Source organism: Staphylococcus sp. HMSC069D12 (genome assembly GCF_001810405.1).
Classification (GTDB): domain Bacteria; phylum Bacillota; class Bacilli; order Staphylococcales; family Staphylococcaceae; genus Staphylococcus; species Staphylococcus haemolyticus.
On the sequence record NZ_KV801114.1, the window covers coordinates 137424 to 154223 of the forward strand.

The window sequence follows — 16800 nt, forward strand, 5'->3', positions numbered from 1 at the left end:
CTTCCGATCTAGAAGTGTATGTAGCGACAGTATATGACTTAATGACAAGTCAATATGGCATTAAACGATTTAATCATGAATTAGAAGCAACTTCATACGACGATGCCGAATCAAAATATACACCTGCATGCCAACAACGAGTAACTGGTATTAAACCAGAATTAGTAACACAAGTAGCTAGAGAATTTGCGCAAAATGCAATCGATACAAAAGGACGCTCAATGATAATCATGGGTGCTGGTATTAACCACTGGTTCAATTCAGATACGATTTATCGAGCGATTTTAAATCTTGTTCTTTTATGTGGCTGTCAAGGTGTTAACGGTGGTGGATGGGCTCACTACGTTGGACAAGAAAAATGTAGACCAATAGAAGGTTGGAATACGGTAGCCTTTGCCAAAGACTGGCAAGGACCACCACGTCTACAAAATGGTACAAGTTGGTTCTATTTTGCGACTGATCAATGGAAATATGAGGAATCTAATGTTGATAAATTAAAATCTCCATTAGCTAATAATATTAAACATCAACACCCAGCTGACTATAACGTCACAGCTGCTAGATTAGGTTGGTTGCCGTCATACCCTCAATTCAATAAGAATAGTTTGTTATTCGGAGAAGAGGCAAAAGATGCCGGCGATGACTCTAATGAAGCGATATTAAATAGAGCAATCGAATCAGTTAAAAATAGAGAAACTCAATTTGCGATAGAAGATCCTGATTTAAGAAAGAACCATCCGAAAACATTATTCGTATGGCGTTCAAATTTAATTTCAAGTTCTGCCAAAGGACAAGAGTACTTTATGAAACATTTATTAGGTACACGTTCAGGACTAATGGCTGAACCTAACGAAGAAGACAAACCAGAAGAAATTCAATGGCGTGAAGATACAGAAGGTAAATTAGACTTATTAGTGTCACTAGATTTCAGAATGACTGCGACACCATTGTACTCAGATATCGTATTACCAGCTGCAACATGGTATGAAAAACACGATTTGTCATCAACAGATATGCATCCATTCATTCATCCATTTAATCCAGCGATTGATCCATTATGGGAATCACGTTCAGACTGGGATATTTATAAAACATTAAGTAAAGCTGTTTCAGAAATGGCGAAAGATTACTTGCCAGGAACATTTAAAGATATTGTAACGACACCACTTGGCCATGATTCTAAACAAGAATTAGGTTCAGAATACGGTATTGTTAAAGATTGGTCTAAAGGAGAAGTTGAAGCCATTCCAGGTAAAACAATGCCAAACTTCGCAGTCGTAGATAGAGATTACACTAAAATTTACGATAAATATGTGACTTTAGGTCCATTACTTGAAAAAGGAAAAGTTGGTGCACATGGTGTAAGTTTCAGCGTGAAAGATGAATATGAAGAACTTAAAAGTATGATAGGTACTTGGAATGATGAGGACCCTGAATCAGTCAGAAATAATCGTCCACGTATCGATACTGCTAGAAAAGTAGCAGATGCAATCTTAAATGTATCATCAGCTACTAACGGCAAATTATCACAAAAATCATACGAAGATTTAGAAAATCAAACAGGTATGGAATTAAAAGACATTTCAAAAGAACGTGCATCTGAAAAGATTTCATTTTTAAACATTACTTCACAACCACGCGAAGTGATACCGACAGCTGTGTTCCCTGGTTCAAACAAAAATGGACGTAGATATTCTCCATTCACAACTAATATAGAACGACTCGTACCATTTAGAACATTAACAGGTAGACAAAGTTATTACATCGATCACGAAGTATTCCAACAATTCGGCGAAAGTTTACCAGTATACAAACCAACATTACCACCAATGGTATTTGGTACTAGAGATAAACAAGTTAAAGGTGGACAAGATGCAATAGTATTACGTTATTTAACACCTCATGGTAAATGGAATATACACTCAACATATCAAGATAATGAACGTATGTTGACATTATTTAGAGGTGGTCCGGTCGTTTGGTTATCTAATGAGGATGCTGATGAGCATGGCATCAATGACAACGATTGGTTAGAAGTTTATAACAGAAATGGTGTTGTAACTGCAAGAGCAGTCACATCACACCGTATGCCAAGAGGAACAATGTTTATGTATCATGCACAAGATAAACACATTGAAACACCAGGATCAGAAATTACAGATACTCGTGGCGGTTCACATAATGCACCAACAAGAATTCATTTGAAACCTACCCAACTTGTAGGTGGTTACGCACAAATTAGTTATCACTTTAACTATTATGGACCAATAGGAAATCAACGGGACGTATATGTAGCAGTGAGAAAGATGAAGGAGGTAAATTGGCTTGAAGATTAAAGCGCAAATTGCAATGGTGTTAAATTTAGATAAATGCATAGGTTGCCACACTTGCAGCGTAACATGTAAGAACACTTGGACTAACCGTCCAGGTGCAGAATACATGTGGTTCAACAACGTAGAAACTAAACCAGGTGTAGGATATCCTAAACGATGGGAAGACCAAGAACATTATAAAGGTGGATAGGTCTTAAATAAAAAAGGAAAATTAGAACTTAAATCTGGTAGTCGTTGGACAAAAATGGCGTTAGGTAAAATCTTTTACAACCCAGATATGCCTCTTATTAAAGATTATTATGAACCTTGGACATACAATTACGAACATTTAACTACTGCTAAAGAAGGTAAGCATTCTCCTGTTGCTAAAGCGCACTCACTTATCTCAGGTGAGAAACTTAATCTTGAGTGGGGGCCTAACTGGGAAGATGACTTAGCCGGTGCACATATTACTGGTCCAGAAGATCCAAATATTCAAAAAATTGAAGAAGACATTAAATTCCAATTTGATGAAACATTTATGATGTATTTACCTCGTCTCTGTGAACATTGTTTAAATCCTAGTTGTGTAGCTTCATGTCCATCTGGTGCAATGTATAAACGTGATGAAGATGGTATTGTTTTAGTTGACCAAGATGCATGTCGTGGTTGGCGCTACTGTATGACTGGTTGCCCTTATAAAAAAGTTTACTTCAACTGGAAAACAAACAAAGCTGAGAAATGTACATTCTGTTTCCCAAGAATTGAAGCTGGATTACCAACTGTTTGTTCTGAAACATGTACAGGTAGAATGAGATATTTAGGTGTATTATTATATGATGCCGATAGAGTTCATGAAGCAGCTTCAGCTGAAAATGAAAAAGATTTATATGAAAAGCAATTAGATATTTTCTTAAATCCATTTGATGAAGAAGTGATTGAACAAGCTGAAAAAGATGGCATTAGCTATGAATGGATTGAAGTAGCTCAAAATTCACCAGTGTATAAACTGGCAATTGAATATAAATTAGCATTTCCTTTACATCCAGAATTTAGAACAATGCCTATGGTTTGGTACTGCCCACCATTAAGTCCTATCATGAGTTATTTTGAAGGTAAAAATGCAGGACAAAACCCAGATATGATTTTCCCAGCTATTGAAGAAATGCGTTTACCAATAGAATACTTAGCTAATTTATTTACTGCCGGTGATGTTCAACCTGTTAAGGAATCTTTACAAAAAATGGCTATGATGAGAAGTTACATGCGCTCACAAGTTACAGGTAAAGAGTTTGATACTTCTAAATTAGAAAGACTTGGATTATCAGAAATTCAAACTAAAGATATGTATCGTTTATTAGGGTTAGCAAAATATGAAGATCGCTTTGTTGTACCAACATCTCATAAAGAAACATATTTAGATACGTATCATGCGCAAGGTAGCCAAGGGTATGGTGGCGAATACTTTGGAGACAATTGTGAAGGCTGTGGTGTTCCAGTAGGTTCAGGAAAAACAGGACAAGAAATTTATAATGAGAATTTCTATGGAGGGATTTTCCGTGATTAATTTACAACAATTTCATTATTATCAAGAAAGTTTTGGTTATATCGCTCAGCAGCTTAATTTTCCAGAGAAATTAACGTTTCATCCAAAAACATTTGAAGAAACGATTGAGCCCTCTCATCCTGGTTATGATGATTTAGTAAAATACAGAGAGATTATACATCAATTCACATTGTCAGAAATTAAAGCAATATATACAGATACCTTTGATTTTAATAAGAAATCACCGCTTTATATGACTTACAACAAATTTGACACTCAAAAAGAAAGAGGCCAAATGTTGGCTAAACTTAAAGTGTTATATGAAATGTTTGGGTTGAAAATGGTAGATAACGAGTTATCAGATTATCTACCATTGATGCTCCAATTCTTACACGTAGCATCATGGCAAAATGATTCACGAGCAGAAGGTAATATTGAACTAGTTATTATGATTATTGAAGACGGTACGTATGAAATGGCAAATCATTTAGCTCAAGATAACAATCCTTATGCTTATGTGATACGTGCTTTAAGAAATACATTAAAAGCTTGTCTAGAAATTCCAAATGAGGTGACATCTCATGCTTAATCAATTTTTATGGATTATATTTCCATATTTGTGTGTAGCCATTTTCATTGTTGGACACATCGCTCGTTATAAATATGATCAATTCTCATGGACTGCTAAATCGAGTGAATTTTTAGAGAAAAAACAATTAAAATGGGGTAGCTTATTATTCCATTTGGGCATCATCCCGGTGTTTTTTGGTCACGTCGTAGGTCTCGCTATACCAGCTAAATGGATTGATGGATTAGGTGTAAGCGAAGAAATGTATCATTTTGGTGCTGTATACATCGGTAGTATCTTTGGTATAATGACGTTTATTGGTATGTTACTATTAACAGCACGACGAATTACTATTAAAAATGTTAGAAAGCTAAGTTCAGCTTCTGATATATTTGTAAATTTCTTATTAATATTAATTATTTTCATGGGTTGTTATTCAACATTAGTTACGAATGCGATGGTGAGTGATTTTGATTATCGTCAAACGATATCTATATGGTTTAGACACTTATTTACATTTTCACCAGATGCGAGTCTGATGTCGAGTGTTCCTTTATCTTTTAAAATTCACATCTTACTTGGGTTTACAATTTTAGCTTGTTGGCCATTCACTCGTTTAGTGCATGTTTGGAGTGTACCGCTATCGTATACTAATCGTAGATATATTGTTTATCGTAAACATAAAACACGTTCATGAGTATGAGAGGAGATTCAAATGTGATTACGAATCCAGTATTTGAAAAACAGGATTTCCAACAACAATTGAATAATCTAAGGGTCAGTGAAGGGTATGATTTTGCAGGGGTTGCACTTTATGAGCATCATATGACTTCAGCACCGATTAAATGGCATTATGTCTCAGGTAACTTGAATGATCGCTATAAAATGATTATCTTGCGTAAAGGGCGAGGTCTAGCTGGTATGGTTATGAAAACTGGAAAACGCATGATCATTGCCGACGTAGTAGCAAGATTATCACCAGAAGATAAGATTAAATATCCAATCTTAATTGCCGAAAATCTAACTGCAATGGTAGCTATCCCACTGTGTTACAAAAATCAGGTGTATGGTGTATTACTCTTAGGTCAGAGAGATGGCAAGCCTCTTCCTGATTATGAAACTTTGGATATTAGTGGCAAGCTTTGGACATTTTCAGAAGAAATGTAGGTGTTTAAAATGTTGGATGTTGATAATCTTGATTTAGAGAACTTACTAAAAAAATATTACGAAAAGACGAATGAAAAAATCGTATTTGTAAATAATGATGGTAAGGTTATCGCGATGAATGACGCAGCACAAGAGATAATTTCAAAGGATAATAATTATAGTGCGATGACCAATGCGATATGTAATCGCTGTGAAGGTTACTCTAACGAATTTGCATTACAAAGTTGCATTAACTGTTATCTTGATACGACAAAGCCTAATGATATGAACTTCCAAGTATTCATGAAGACGGTAGATAATAAAATTCAACCATTTACTGCTTCGTATCAATGTATTGATGATGAGGCACAAATCTACGCTTTTACATTACAAGATATATCTCCACAAATAGAGCGACAAGAAAAGATGTATCAACGTCAGATGTTACGTAAAACTATTGCTGCACAAGAAAATGAAAGAAAACGTATATCTAGAGAATTACATGACAGTGTTGTTCAAGAGATGTTAAATGTAGATGTTGAATTGAGATTATTGAAATATCAACAAGATATGGCTCAACTCATAGAAAAATCTGAACACATCGAAATGTTAATGTCTAATTTAATTAATGATATTCGCAATCTATCAGTAGAATTAAGACCTTCATCACTTGATGATTTAGGATTAGAAGCGGCTTTTAAATCCTATTTCAAACAATTAGAGCATAATTATGGATTAAACGTTGTCTATCAATCTAATATTCAAAATATACGTTTCGATAGTGAAATTGAAACGGTTGTTTATCGCGTTGTTCAAGAAGCGATATTTAATGCATTAAAGTATGCAGGTGTTTATGAAGTGGAAGTGACGATTCAACAAACGGAAGCAGGCCTTATCGCTGAAATTATTGATCGAGGTAAAGGCTTTGATCCTAATTTAAAACCGCAAGGCACGGGATTAGGACTATATGGTATGAATGAAAGAGCAGAACTTGTTAAAGGTACAGTGAATATTGAAACACATATTGGTAAAGGTACAATTATTACATTGGATGTGCCAGTCTAAAATATGTTAGGGGAATATAAAGTGAAAATTGTAATTGCAGACGATCATGCAGTCGTTAGAACAGGATTTTCAATGATATTAAACTTTCAAGAGGATATGGAAGTGGTTGCAACTGCTGCTGATGGGGGAGAAGCTTATCAAAAGGTGATGGAGCATAAGCCAGACGTCTTAATTATGGACTTAAGTATGCCACCTGGTGAATCAGGCTTAATTGCAACTAGTAAAATATCAGAAAGTTTTCCAGAAACTAAAATATTAATACTTACGATGTATGATGATGAAGAATATCTATTCCACGTTCTTCGTAATGGTGCTAAAGGATATATATTAAAGAATGCACCTGATGAACAATTATTACTAGCCGTGCGAACAGTTTATAAGGGCGAAACATATGTAGATATGAAATTAACAACGTCATTAGTGAATGAATTTGTAAATCATAAACATTCTGATGATGTATCTACTAACGATCCATTTAAGATATTGTCTAAGCGTGAACTAGAAATACTACCTTTAATTGCAAAGGGGTATGGTAATAAAGATATTGCTGAAAAGTTATTCGTGTCGGTCAAAACGGTCGAAGCGCATAAAACACATATAATGACTAAACTCGATTTAAAATCTAAACCTGAGTTAGTTGAATATGCATTAAAAAAGAAATTATTAGATTTTTAAATGATGAAAATGATACTGAGACAATTCAGCAATGTCTCAGTTTTTTTGTGCATTTAACAATGAAAATATAGGGGGATTCCCAGGCAGTATAAGGGAATATCCTTATGTTCATTTTTTCACAATTACACTAAAATTTAATTGTAATCAGTAATGTGATTGTATTATAAATTTTTGACCTCTTTTATATAACAATTACTGATATAGAAAATTAAATGATGAAGGTGAAAAAATGTATAAGACAAAAGGTGGCTTTCAACTTACATTACAAACGTTAAGTCTTGTAGTAGGTTTCATGGCATGGAGTATTATTTCTCCGTTAATGCCATATATCTCTCAAGATATTAAAGTTAATCCTGGGCAGTTGTCAATTATACTGGCAATTCCAGTAATATTAGGTTCGATTTTACGTGTACCATTCGGTTATTTAACGAATGTTATTGGTGCGAAATGGGTATTCTTTTGTAGTTTTGTCGTTTTATTATTTCCTATCTTCTTTTTAGGACAAGCACAAACGCCAGGAATGCTAATGTTATCAGGATTCTTTTTAGGTGTTGGAGGTGCGATATTCTCTGTAGGTGTTACATCGATACCTAAATATTTTTCAAAAGATAAAGTAGGGCTTGCAAATGGAATTTATGGTATGGGTAACATTGGTACGGCAGTATCATCATTCTTAGCACCACCAATTGCAGGTATTATAGGTTGGCAAACAACAGTAAGAAGTTACTTAATTATTATTGCTATTTTTGCAATTTTAATGTTTATTTTTGGCGATAAAAATGAACCGAAAGTGAAAGTTCCTTTAGCATCTCAGTTTAAAAAATTATCATCGAATTATAAGCTATATTACTTAAGTCTTTGGTATTTTATTACGTTTGGTGCATTTGTAGCATTTGGATTATTCTTACCTAACTACTTAGTAAATAACTTTGGAATTGATAAAGTCGATGCAGGTATTCGTTCAGGTGTATTCATTGCTTTAGCAACTTTCTTAAGACCAATTGGCGGTATACTTGGAGATAAATTTAATGCTGTGAAAGTACTAATGATCGATTTTATTATTATGATTATAGGTGCTGTTATTTTAGGAATTTCAAGTCATATTGCTTTATTTACTATCGGTTGTTTAACTATCAGTATCTGTGCTGGTTTAGGTAATGGTTTAATATTTAAACTTGTACCATCTTACTTCGCAAAAGAATCTGGTGCAGCTAATGGTATTGTTTCTATGATGGGTGGTTTAGGAGGATTCTTCCCACCTTTAGTAATTACTTATGTAACAGGATTAACAGGTTCAAGTCATTTAGCGTTTATTCTTTTAGCAATATTTGGTATCTTAGCATTTATTACTATGGGACACTTATATAAAAAAGAATATGCAAAATAATTTTATACATTAAAAAAGAACAATACAAAGCTAAAGAAAGTTTTGTATTGCTCTTTAACATTTTATTTTGTATATCTATTTATTCTACTGTAATTGTTGTTGATTGATCTTGTGCGCTAACTTCTTTAGGTAAAATAACAACTAGAATCCCGTCTTCGTAGCTTGCTTTAATTTGTGACTTATCAATATCGTTAAATTCAAAATGTCTAACTAATTCACCACTTGCACGTTCACTTAATTGAACGCTACCTGTTTGTTCAGATACATGCTTTTGAACTTTAATTGTTAACGCCGCATGTTCAAATTTAAGTTCAATTTCAGACTTATTGACACCAGGTAGTTCAGCTTCTAATACGTATTGATCTGTTTGATTATAAATATTTGTCGGGAAACTTTTTGATGAAAATTGATTAAAAACTTGTTCACCTAAATCACGAAATACATCTTTTGGATTATTCTTGAAAATGGATTGTTCAAAAAACTCTCTATTATTCATACTAATGTCTCTCCTTTATTTAAGCGTGCATACCAAAATTGTAAAATGATACTTTTCAAGTACATTATAGTAATAGAGAGGATTAACGTAAAGCGAAAGGAATTATAAAAGAATAAGGCGCAGATAAAGTGCGGAATAGTAAATCCATGGCAAAAGTCTCAATATGTATAAAGCCTAGTAATTGTGAAATAAAGTGTTTCGCTTTTGCCAGGATTAAATATTAGTGAGTAGTATAATCGAAGTTATTTGAAATAACATGTTTTAAGCTGTTAACAAGATTATCTTTTTCGTCTTGTGAAATATCAAAGTCCTCAAAAACTTGGTCAGAGATAGCTTCCAATGTAGGTTTAATATTAATACCGCTTTCAGTCAGTGTAATTTGAAGATTTCTTTCATCTTCTTTTTCACGCATACGTTGTACGTAGCCTTTTTTCTCTAATTTCTTTAAGAGAGGTGTTAGTGTTCCAGAATCTAAAAATACGCGACGACCAAGTGATTTAATATTTATCTTTTCTTCATTTTCGATGGCCATGATGACCATAAAGCTTGTATATGTTAAATCATGCTTTTTTAAATAGTAAGTATATTTTTTTATGACTTCTTTAGAAGTAACATATAATAAAAAACATAATTGATTACTTAAATAACTATCTTTAATATACATACAATTCCTCCCTTAACTTATTTAAAGATATTATGAACTAAAAGTAATGTCAAGACTGTTGCCATAGTATTTCATGGACTTTTATAGGCTTTTGAACTATATTTGAAAGTACGTCTACATGTTTAATTTAAGTGTCGATTTATTTTTAATTAGAGATAAATTGTTAGGATATTTTGTTACAGAAATACTGAAATACTTTAAAATTTTCTAACTATCATTCATAATAATTTAGATAGTAACTAGAGATGATGAGACTAGGTTGTGTACAAAGGAGTTCAAAATGAGTAAAAAACAAAAATGGATTAGAATTTGTATTATTTTGGCGATTTCATTAGTAGTGGCAATTGCTTTCTTTTTTGCTATGAAAACGTATCAAGGTCATAGAAATATTAAAATGGTAGATAGTTATATAGAGCAAAAACATTTAAGTGATGATATTAAATCTGAAAAAACACAATATAGTGCAAAAAAAGGGGTTTATTACAAAGAAGTTGTTTTTAAAGATGAACCTCATATGACATATGTCATTCAACCTATAGGAACACGTAAAGGTATCTTTGCTGAAGGCTTTGATACTGAAACTAAAAAAAGTATTAAAGATGCAAAACATAATTATTTTAACCAAAATTTCAAACCTTAATTTCGCATTAAATGAGGATTAATATTTTACAAGTAATGAAAAATAAGGAGAACAGAATTCGTAATTATTTCTGTTCTCCTTTTTATAGTATTTTTAATTATTTTAGCTTGATTGAATAGTATATATATAGTTAGCTTTAAAAATATTATATCCCATTTCATAATTATCTGATATAATTAAGCGATGTCAGATGAAGGGGGTTTCAACATGGCTCTGTTCAAGAGAAAAATTAGTTTACCGATGCAGGTTATCATCGCATTGGTGCTAGGTGTAGTTGTAGGTTTATTATTATTTGGACAAGATAACGTAGCAAATTATATAAAACCGTTCGGTGATATTTTCTTAAATTTAATTAAAATGATCATCATACCAATTGTATTCTGTGCATTAGCATTATCTATATCTAACTTAGGGGACTCAAAGAAGATAGGTAGCTATGGATGGAAAGCAATTCTTTACTTTGAAATTATAACAACAATCGCCATTGGTTTAGGACTAATCATTGGTAACTTATTCAAACCAGGTGCTGGTTTAGATCCAGACAAATTACCAAAAGGCGATATTTCTAAATATCAATCATCTGCATCCGCAGCAGAACAATCTACATATGGCAATCACTTTATTGATACCATTGTAAATATTGTACCAACAAACATATTTGAAGCATTAACTAAAGGCGAATTATTACCAATCATCTTCTTCGCAGTATTCTTCGGTTTAGGATTGGCTGCAATAGGAGAAAAAGCAGATCCTGTGAAAGGCTTTTTAAATGGAACGCTTGAAGCAGTATTCTGGATGATTAATAAAATTTTAAAATTAGCACCAATAGGTGTATTTGCATTTATTTGTACAACAGTAATGACTTTTGGAGCATCTGCTTTAATTCCATTATTAAAATTAGTATTAGTAGTAGTGTTCGCGATGGTGTTCTTCATTATCGTTGTTCTAGGAATTGTAGCAAGAATCTGTGGTATTAGTATCTTCTCAATCATTAAAATTTTGAAAGATGAGTTATTACTAGCATTCTCTACTTCAAGTTCAGAAGCAGTATTACCAGTAATGATGAATAAAATGGAAAAATTCGGAGCGCCAAGAGATGTCACATCCTTTGTTATTCCAATAGGTTACTCATTCAACCTTGATGGATCAGCGCTATACCAATCAATTGCAGCATTATTTGTTGCACAAATGTATGGCATTCATTTATCTATATCGGAACAAATTATCTTAATGGTGACATTAATGGTTGCCTCTAAAGGTATGGCTGGAGTACCAGGCGTTTCAATCGTAGTATTATTAACGACATTAGGAGCTATGGGCTTACCAGCACAAGGACTTGCGTTAATTATCGGTGTAGACCGTTTATTAGATATGGTTCGTACATGTGTTAACGTAATAGGTAATGCACTATCAGCTGTTGTTATCTCTAAATGGGAAAAGGTTTATGACAAAGAACAAGGTAAAAAATACTTAGAATCAATTTAAAAAAGAAATCTGACATTTTTAGTATCGAGCGCATAGGCTCGATACTTTTTTATTGCTTAAAATTATAAAGATTAGTGTATAAATACTTTATGATATTTAAAAAACTGCCAACGAAGATTTCTCTTCATTGACAGTGATTTATTGTAATTTACATACCTTTCATATCATGCATTTCATGAATTTTCATCATTAAACCATGTGGTACGTCATCGTGATCTACTTTAGATACTCTTGAAAATTTATCTGATCCTTTTTCTTTGACTAAAAAAACGAAGTCGCCTTTCTTAACATTAGCTTTGCTAGAAGGCAATTCAACATTTTTTTCAATTTTTTCAGTCTGTTCATTTACCATCTTATCAATTGTATGGTCGTTTTTCATATAGCCATAATACGTTTCTTTTTGACCACCTGTCATCATCATGACAACAAGAACGATGCATACAATTAACATGATAGCAATAAGTGCAATACCGATGCCTAAACCCTTTTTATTCTTCATTTTATAGACTCCTTTAAAAAGTTCTATCTCTTTTATACATAAAATACTATTAAATTGCAATAAAATAATAATCTGTATTAAATTGAATTATAATTTAATGACATAAACTACATCAAAGGTGTTAACCAATTAATCAAAAAAAGAGAGTTCAGAACTTGATTAACTCAGTCCTAAACTCTTTATTATAAACAGTTATTTAAATTCTATACAGTAATCGTTACAGGTGTATCGATGTCATCATCATTCATTAACTTGATGGTTTTAGGTACGACTTTGAGCACACATAGATTTGGATCTTCTTTTGAATTAAAGAATGTTTTATCTTGCGTTTCCCATAGCCAGTCAATTACTTTTTGATCTTCAACAATTTCTATATTTGCTTCAATTTCAACAAAGCTATTATTTGTTGTTTCATTGTAACCTAATAAAATATATGCATGAGGATTATTTTTAATTTCTTCAACTTTAGTACTCTCATTACTTGTCTTCGTATATAAAGTTAATTCATCATTATAAAATACCATATAACGACTATTTGGTTGATTATTATATGCTGTTGATAAGACGCCGACTTTTGAAGTATCTAAGACTTTTTCAATTGATTGAATCACTTGTTGTTTATCCAAAGTTATCATCTCCTTACACTATTTTTAGCCTAAATAATGTTTTTTTAAACTTACATCAAAAGTATACTAAGAAGGTTTAATACAAATATATTTCACTTCATCATGTTTTAGCGTTATTTGAAATGCGGCATAATCATTTTCTTGAATCAATAGTTCAGTCTTTGGATGATTACATCTATCTAATTGTTGAATGATATCTTTTTCAATGTAAACATCACGCTTATATTGTGGAATTAAATGTTGTATTGAGCCATGTTCATTATTTAATGTATTTACAATAAATAGGGTGTTTTCTTTAAAGTCATTTTCAAAGATATAGTGTTGTTGGCTATCAGATAAATAACGGTCATTGATTTTATTGAAAAGTATCACATGATAATTCCCATCTTTATAACACATTAAATAATTATTTGATATTTGAAATGACTCATTACTAAATGTAGAAACAAATCGATATAAATGCATGATAGGTAATAAACTACCATGATTATTAAAGAGTGAGATATACATTGGATCTGTTTCTATTAATTTATAGCACACGCCACCACCGTGTCTCATTAACTGATATAGATGACATACGAGATCTGACAATTGAAGTGATTGTGTACCATTATTAGTGTATTTGAAACATTTTAATGATAGGTTGCTATAAATAAACTGAGTTGAAGGTATATTAGATCCCTCTATAAAACGCAAATAATTTTCAAAGTGCGTCGATGAGTGAGTAAAGCCACGTTGTATATCAATAAGCACATTCTTGGTATCAATATTTTCAATATCGACAAAGTAAAAATCAAAGTTCATACGATGCATAATATCATATGTTTCTTGTAATGACCCCAGTTGTCTTAACAAACCATCAACCATTAAACTAAATTTGATAGCACGGTTTTTATTCTTGAGTTTAAGGTGTGCAAGGTGGATATCATGAATGGACATTGTTTCAGTATCAAATACAAGCATGAATTTCACTAATTTTTTATTCCATTTATAATCTCTATTATTTTGTAAGAATATCATGATTAGTTGGTATATCATTTTAAATTCTTGATCATTTTTAATAGTGACAGCTAATCTAATATTTTTTTCAAATAATTTCTCAAAGCAACGATTTAATAAATTTAAATTTGTGTGACGACCTACCATGTCACTCACATCATTAATTAAAATTGCTGGTCTAGGTAAATAGGATAAATCAATATCAAAGTAATCATTAAACACAAATTGAAATAATTCATTTATGTTTTGAAAATCTATAAAAGCCGTTGAAAATTGCGTCTGATCTTTAGGATCGTAATTAGCAATATCAATTTGTGTGGTTTCCGTGGTCAAATGATTCGTAAACTCAAATTGTGAAATTAAATTTAAAAAAGGTTGACTAACTGAACTTCTTATTAAAATAGAGGGCAGAGGTTCTAATTGATTTAGCATCGTACGAAATTGCATAGGGCTCGCTTCCAAATGTTTTTTAAATTGATTAGTAAAATTTGTGTGACTACTAAAACCTGATAATTCGGAAATCGTTGTTATAGAGTGATTCGTTGTCATTAGTAATTGTACAGAGTGATTAACTTTTAGACTGGTATAATAATCTTTAAAATTTACATTTAATATGCGAGCAAACAAATTAGAACAATATGATTCTGAAATAAGTGCATGTTGTGCAATATCTAACAAAGATAGATTAGAAGTAATGTTATTGTTAATAAACATGACAATATTAGACAGTAACTGATTATCGATAGACATAGTCGGTACATATAATGTTGTGTTTCTAACTACGGCTTCTTTATATAACGTTCTTATAATTTTAGATACTGTTTCACTATCTTGTTCTTCATTATTTGAAAAGTTAGAAATACATTGCAAAATTTGAGATTTAATAAAATGATTCGAATGCAATAAATAACGGTCAAAGAAACAATTAAAGAAATCATTATCTTCTATATAGAAGTAAGCTATTGGAATTTTTAACTCAATTAAATCTTTAGCATGATCGATATTAAATAAATCACCTTGATTGACTATAGCAATATGGTTTTGAATATCATTCTTTTCACCATTAATAGTAATCGTTAATTCATTTGTTAAAGAAAAATATATAATAATATAATTTATATTACGAGATGGGGCAGTTGTTAAATGTTCATGTAATAGAATGGAATTACTCATGTATGTTGTTCTCCTAGCTTTTATATTTATTGGCTAAATATTACTGTTCAATTGAATTGTGAATAATAAAAGCTATTATAAAATAAAAGTAAGAAAAAATTAATAACTAAAAATAAAAAAAAAATTGCGATTATTTTGTGAAAGCGATAAAAATTTTCTCAAAGAAGCAACTTAAATGAAAAATTGAAAATATAGTGTGACTGATTTGGAAAATTTTAATAGCGTGGTACAACTTAATTTGATGCATAATAAATATAGATTTCGAAACAGAATTGATTAAACATCATTTTCATTAATTTAATTGATGATTCGAAATCTTACATTCATTAGTTCTGTATCAACATCATGAAAAAGCAACATAAAGTATTTCCACAACAAGAAAAGCTATAATTAAATCATTGAGTTCAAATCTGCCAACATATTAAAGTTAATGATACAAGTACCAACAACATATTAAAATTATTAAATTCTATATCAATGATTAGACTCGACAACAAGAATTTTCCATCTTACACAAGTAAAGTAAATTATTTTGTGCGTGATATAGAAATTCAACTCATCTTCATCATAAATTAAACAACTAGAGAGAGTGAGAATTAATAAATTAAATAATAGTCAGACACCACACCTAAGATTTGCCATTCAACTTAGAATAAGAATATGTATGCGTATTATTAACAGTGGTATTAGCAGTAGCAAGCTAATGTATATTACTAAGGAACCTAACTCCCCCAATTACTAAATCACTGATGTATAAGTAACAGTTTTAATATCTACCATCCTTTAATATACTGATTTTATTATAGGCGTAACATCAAGAATAATATTTTACAGAAAAACAGAATTAATTTTAAAAAAGTTGGGACAACACATACGTTGTCTCAACTTTTTTTAAAATTTAGCGAATAACAGTAGCATTTTTATTATTATAAGTACTTAATTCAAACATAGTAGGTGCTACTTATTTCCGTGGCAATAAAATTTTCATACTTTAAGTATTCTCATTGGAAATTAAGCAGGGTACTTTTTTGAAGGTAATATACTTCATATTTGTCGGCTAAGTATTTTATAAAAATCAGCAATTCTTTACTTTGAACTTTATCTTGTTTGAAATCAGTTTTTAATTGAGCTGATTTGTTTTTTTCAATTTCATTAGCTTTGTGTTTAAAGTATCCCCACATATGATCGTATGCATTGATTATTGAACCATTGGATGGAGTCGTTTGGAATGCTTCATTGATAGCGAGTTGAACTTCATTTAAAGTTGGAGATTGCTTAAGTAATTCACGAATATAATTATAATGTTGTTGACTATGGTACAAGACATTATATTTTTCTTCTCTCCATAACTTTTCAATATAGCCACGTTCTTTCATCAAATACCGCCTCGCTCACTTATTTTATAAGTTTTAATATGTTTTTCCCAGAAACTTAGATTACAAATCTAAAATATGAATAATTGGTGAAGATAAAAAAGGTTATTGCGTTATTTTTTGGAACCGGTTACAATAAAATTAAT

The 16800-nt window shown here is 31.4% G+C and carries 15 protein-coding genes and 1 pseudogene; 10 read left to right on the forward strand and 6 right to left on the reverse strand.

The features are described from left to right. From HMPREF2737_RS09135 to HMPREF2737_RS09170, 8 genes and pseudogenes are all read left to right on the forward strand, one after another. A partial coding sequence (locus HMPREF2737_RS09135) for a nitrate reductase subunit alpha (RefSeq protein WP_070650058.1) occupies positions 1–2336 on the forward strand: 2336 nt, incomplete at its 5' end. Further along, positions 2326–3879, forward strand: a pseudogene (gene narH, locus HMPREF2737_RS09140) (nitrate reductase subunit beta). The gene HMPREF2737_RS09135 and the pseudogene narH, both read left to right, overlap by 11 nt. Next, positions 3872–4447 (forward strand): nitrate reductase molybdenum cofactor assembly chaperone, encoded by a 576-nt coding sequence (narJ, locus tag HMPREF2737_RS09145; RefSeq protein ID WP_037550061.1) that lies wholly within the window; start codon positions 3872–3874, stop codon positions 4445–4447. The pseudogene narH and the gene narJ overlap by 8 nt, the downstream one beginning before the upstream one ends. After that, positions 4440–5123 carry a respiratory nitrate reductase subunit gamma gene (narI, locus tag HMPREF2737_RS09150; RefSeq protein ID WP_037550058.1) on the forward strand — a complete coding sequence of 228 codons (684 nt, stop codon included), beginning with the start codon at positions 4440–4442 and terminating at the stop codon, positions 5121–5123. The genes narJ and narI overlap by 8 nt, the downstream gene beginning before the upstream one ends. 20 nt (positions 5124–5143) lie before the next feature. After that, complete coding sequence (gene nreA / locus HMPREF2737_RS09155; RefSeq protein ID WP_037550055.1) at positions 5144–5593, forward strand: nitrate respiration regulation accessory nitrate sensor NreA; 450 nt, start codon at positions 5144–5146, stop codon at positions 5591–5593. A gap of 9 nt (positions 5594–5602) precedes the next feature. Beyond that, a complete protein-coding gene (gene nreB / locus HMPREF2737_RS09160) occupies positions 5603–6637 on the forward strand; it encodes a nitrate respiration regulation sensor histidine kinase NreB (protein ID WP_037535780.1) in 1035 nt (344 codons plus the stop codon). Positions 6638–6658: 21 nt separating this feature from the next. Then, positions 6659–7312 carry a nitrate respiration regulation response regulator NreC gene (nreC, locus tag HMPREF2737_RS09165; protein WP_011274985.1) on the forward strand — a complete coding sequence of 218 codons (654 nt, stop codon included), beginning with the start codon at positions 6659–6661 and terminating at the stop codon, positions 7310–7312. A gap of 229 nt (positions 7313–7541) precedes the next feature. Further along, positions 7542–8699 carry a nitrate/nitrite transporter gene (locus tag HMPREF2737_RS09170; RefSeq protein WP_037550052.1) on the forward strand — a complete coding sequence of 386 codons (1158 nt, stop codon included), beginning with the start codon at positions 7542–7544 and terminating at the stop codon, positions 8697–8699. A gap of 79 nt (positions 8700–8778) precedes the next feature. Here the strand turns inward: HMPREF2737_RS09170 and HMPREF2737_RS09175 are convergent, their stop codons facing one another. Both HMPREF2737_RS09175 and HMPREF2737_RS09180 read right to left on the reverse strand, forming a co-directional pair. Further along, positions 8779–9195, reverse strand: a complete 417-nt coding sequence (locus tag HMPREF2737_RS09175) for an Hsp20/alpha crystallin family protein (RefSeq protein ID WP_037550049.1) — start codon at positions 9193–9195, stop codon at positions 8779–8781. 220 nt (positions 9196–9415) lie between these two features. Then, positions 9416–9859, reverse strand: coding sequence for a MarR family winged helix-turn-helix transcriptional regulator (locus HMPREF2737_RS09180; RefSeq protein WP_037550047.1), 444 nt, complete (start codon positions 9857–9859; stop codon positions 9416–9418). Positions 9860–10139: 280 nt separating this feature from the next. Between HMPREF2737_RS09180 and HMPREF2737_RS09185 the strand changes: the two genes are divergently transcribed. Further along, positions 10140–10499, forward strand: coding sequence for a DUF3139 domain-containing protein (locus HMPREF2737_RS09185; RefSeq protein ID WP_011274989.1), 360 nt, complete (start codon positions 10140–10142; stop codon positions 10497–10499). A 207-nt stretch (positions 10500–10706) separates the two neighbouring features. Continuing rightward, positions 10707–11984: a cation:dicarboxylate symporter family transporter gene (locus HMPREF2737_RS09190; RefSeq protein WP_037550044.1), complete on the forward strand. Its 1278-nt coding sequence runs from the start codon at positions 10707–10709 to the stop codon at positions 11982–11984. Positions 11985–12132: 148 nt separating this feature from the next. On the opposite strand, the gene HMPREF2737_RS09195 is transcribed toward HMPREF2737_RS09190, so the two are convergent. The 4 genes from HMPREF2737_RS09195 to HMPREF2737_RS09210 all read right to left on the reverse strand — a co-directional run bounded on the left by HMPREF2737_RS09195 (position 12133) and on the right by HMPREF2737_RS09210 (position 16657). Beyond that, the gene (locus HMPREF2737_RS09195; RefSeq protein WP_037550040.1) at positions 12133–12483 is read right to left on the reverse strand and encodes a DUF4889 domain-containing protein; all 351 of its coding nucleotides are present in this window, start codon (positions 12481–12483) and stop codon (positions 12133–12135) included. 203 nt (positions 12484–12686) lie between these two features. Beyond that, positions 12687–13109 (reverse strand): pyridoxamine 5'-phosphate oxidase family protein, encoded by a 423-nt coding sequence (locus HMPREF2737_RS09200; protein WP_037535786.1) that lies wholly within the window; start codon positions 13107–13109, stop codon positions 12687–12689. A 66-nt stretch (positions 13110–13175) separates the two neighbouring features. Continuing rightward, positions 13176–15281, reverse strand: coding sequence for an AraC family transcriptional regulator Rsp (gene rsp, locus HMPREF2737_RS09205; RefSeq protein WP_037550038.1), 2106 nt, complete (start codon positions 15279–15281; stop codon positions 13176–13178). A 1001-nt stretch (positions 15282–16282) separates the two neighbouring features. Further along, positions 16283–16657, reverse strand: a complete 375-nt coding sequence (locus tag HMPREF2737_RS09210; protein ID WP_037550035.1) for a YbgA family protein — start codon at positions 16655–16657, stop codon at positions 16283–16285. Positions 16658–16800 lie beyond the last annotated feature (143 nt).

Excerpts from the sequence above, each read along its gene's own strand:
- HMPREF2737_RS09170 (WP_037550052.1), top strand. The coding sequence starts at position 7,542 with ATGTATAAGACAAAAGGTGGCTTTCAACTTACATTACAAACGTTAAGT.
- HMPREF2737_RS09180 (WP_037550047.1), bottom strand. The coding sequence starts at position 9,859 with ATGTATATTAAAGATAGTTATTTAAGTAATCAATTATGTTTTTTATTA.
- narI (WP_037550058.1), top strand. The coding sequence starts at position 4,440 with ATGCTTAATCAATTTTTATGGATTATATTTCCATATTTGTGTGTAGCC.
- HMPREF2737_RS09185 (WP_011274989.1), top strand. The coding sequence starts at position 10,140 with ATGAGTAAAAAACAAAAATGGATTAGAATTTGTATTATTTTGGCGATT.
- HMPREF2737_RS09190 (WP_037550044.1), top strand. The coding sequence starts at position 10,707 with ATGGCTCTGTTCAAGAGAAAAATTAGTTTACCGATGCAGGTTATCATC.
- nreB (WP_037535780.1), top strand. The coding sequence starts at position 5,603 with ATGTTGGATGTTGATAATCTTGATTTAGAGAACTTACTAAAAAAATAT.
- HMPREF2737_RS09210 (WP_037550035.1), bottom strand. The coding sequence starts at position 16,657 with ATGAAAGAACGTGGCTATATTGAAAAGTTATGGAGAGAAGAAAAATAT.
- HMPREF2737_RS09175 (WP_037550049.1), bottom strand. The coding sequence starts at position 9,195 with ATGAATAATAGAGAGTTTTTTGAACAATCCATTTTCAAGAATAATCCA.
- HMPREF2737_RS09195 (WP_037550040.1), bottom strand. The coding sequence starts at position 12,483 with ATGAAGAATAAAAAGGGTTTAGGCATCGGTATTGCACTTATTGCTATC.
- rsp (WP_037550038.1), bottom strand. The coding sequence starts at position 15,281 with ATGAGTAATTCCATTCTATTACATGAACATTTAACAACTGCCCCATCT.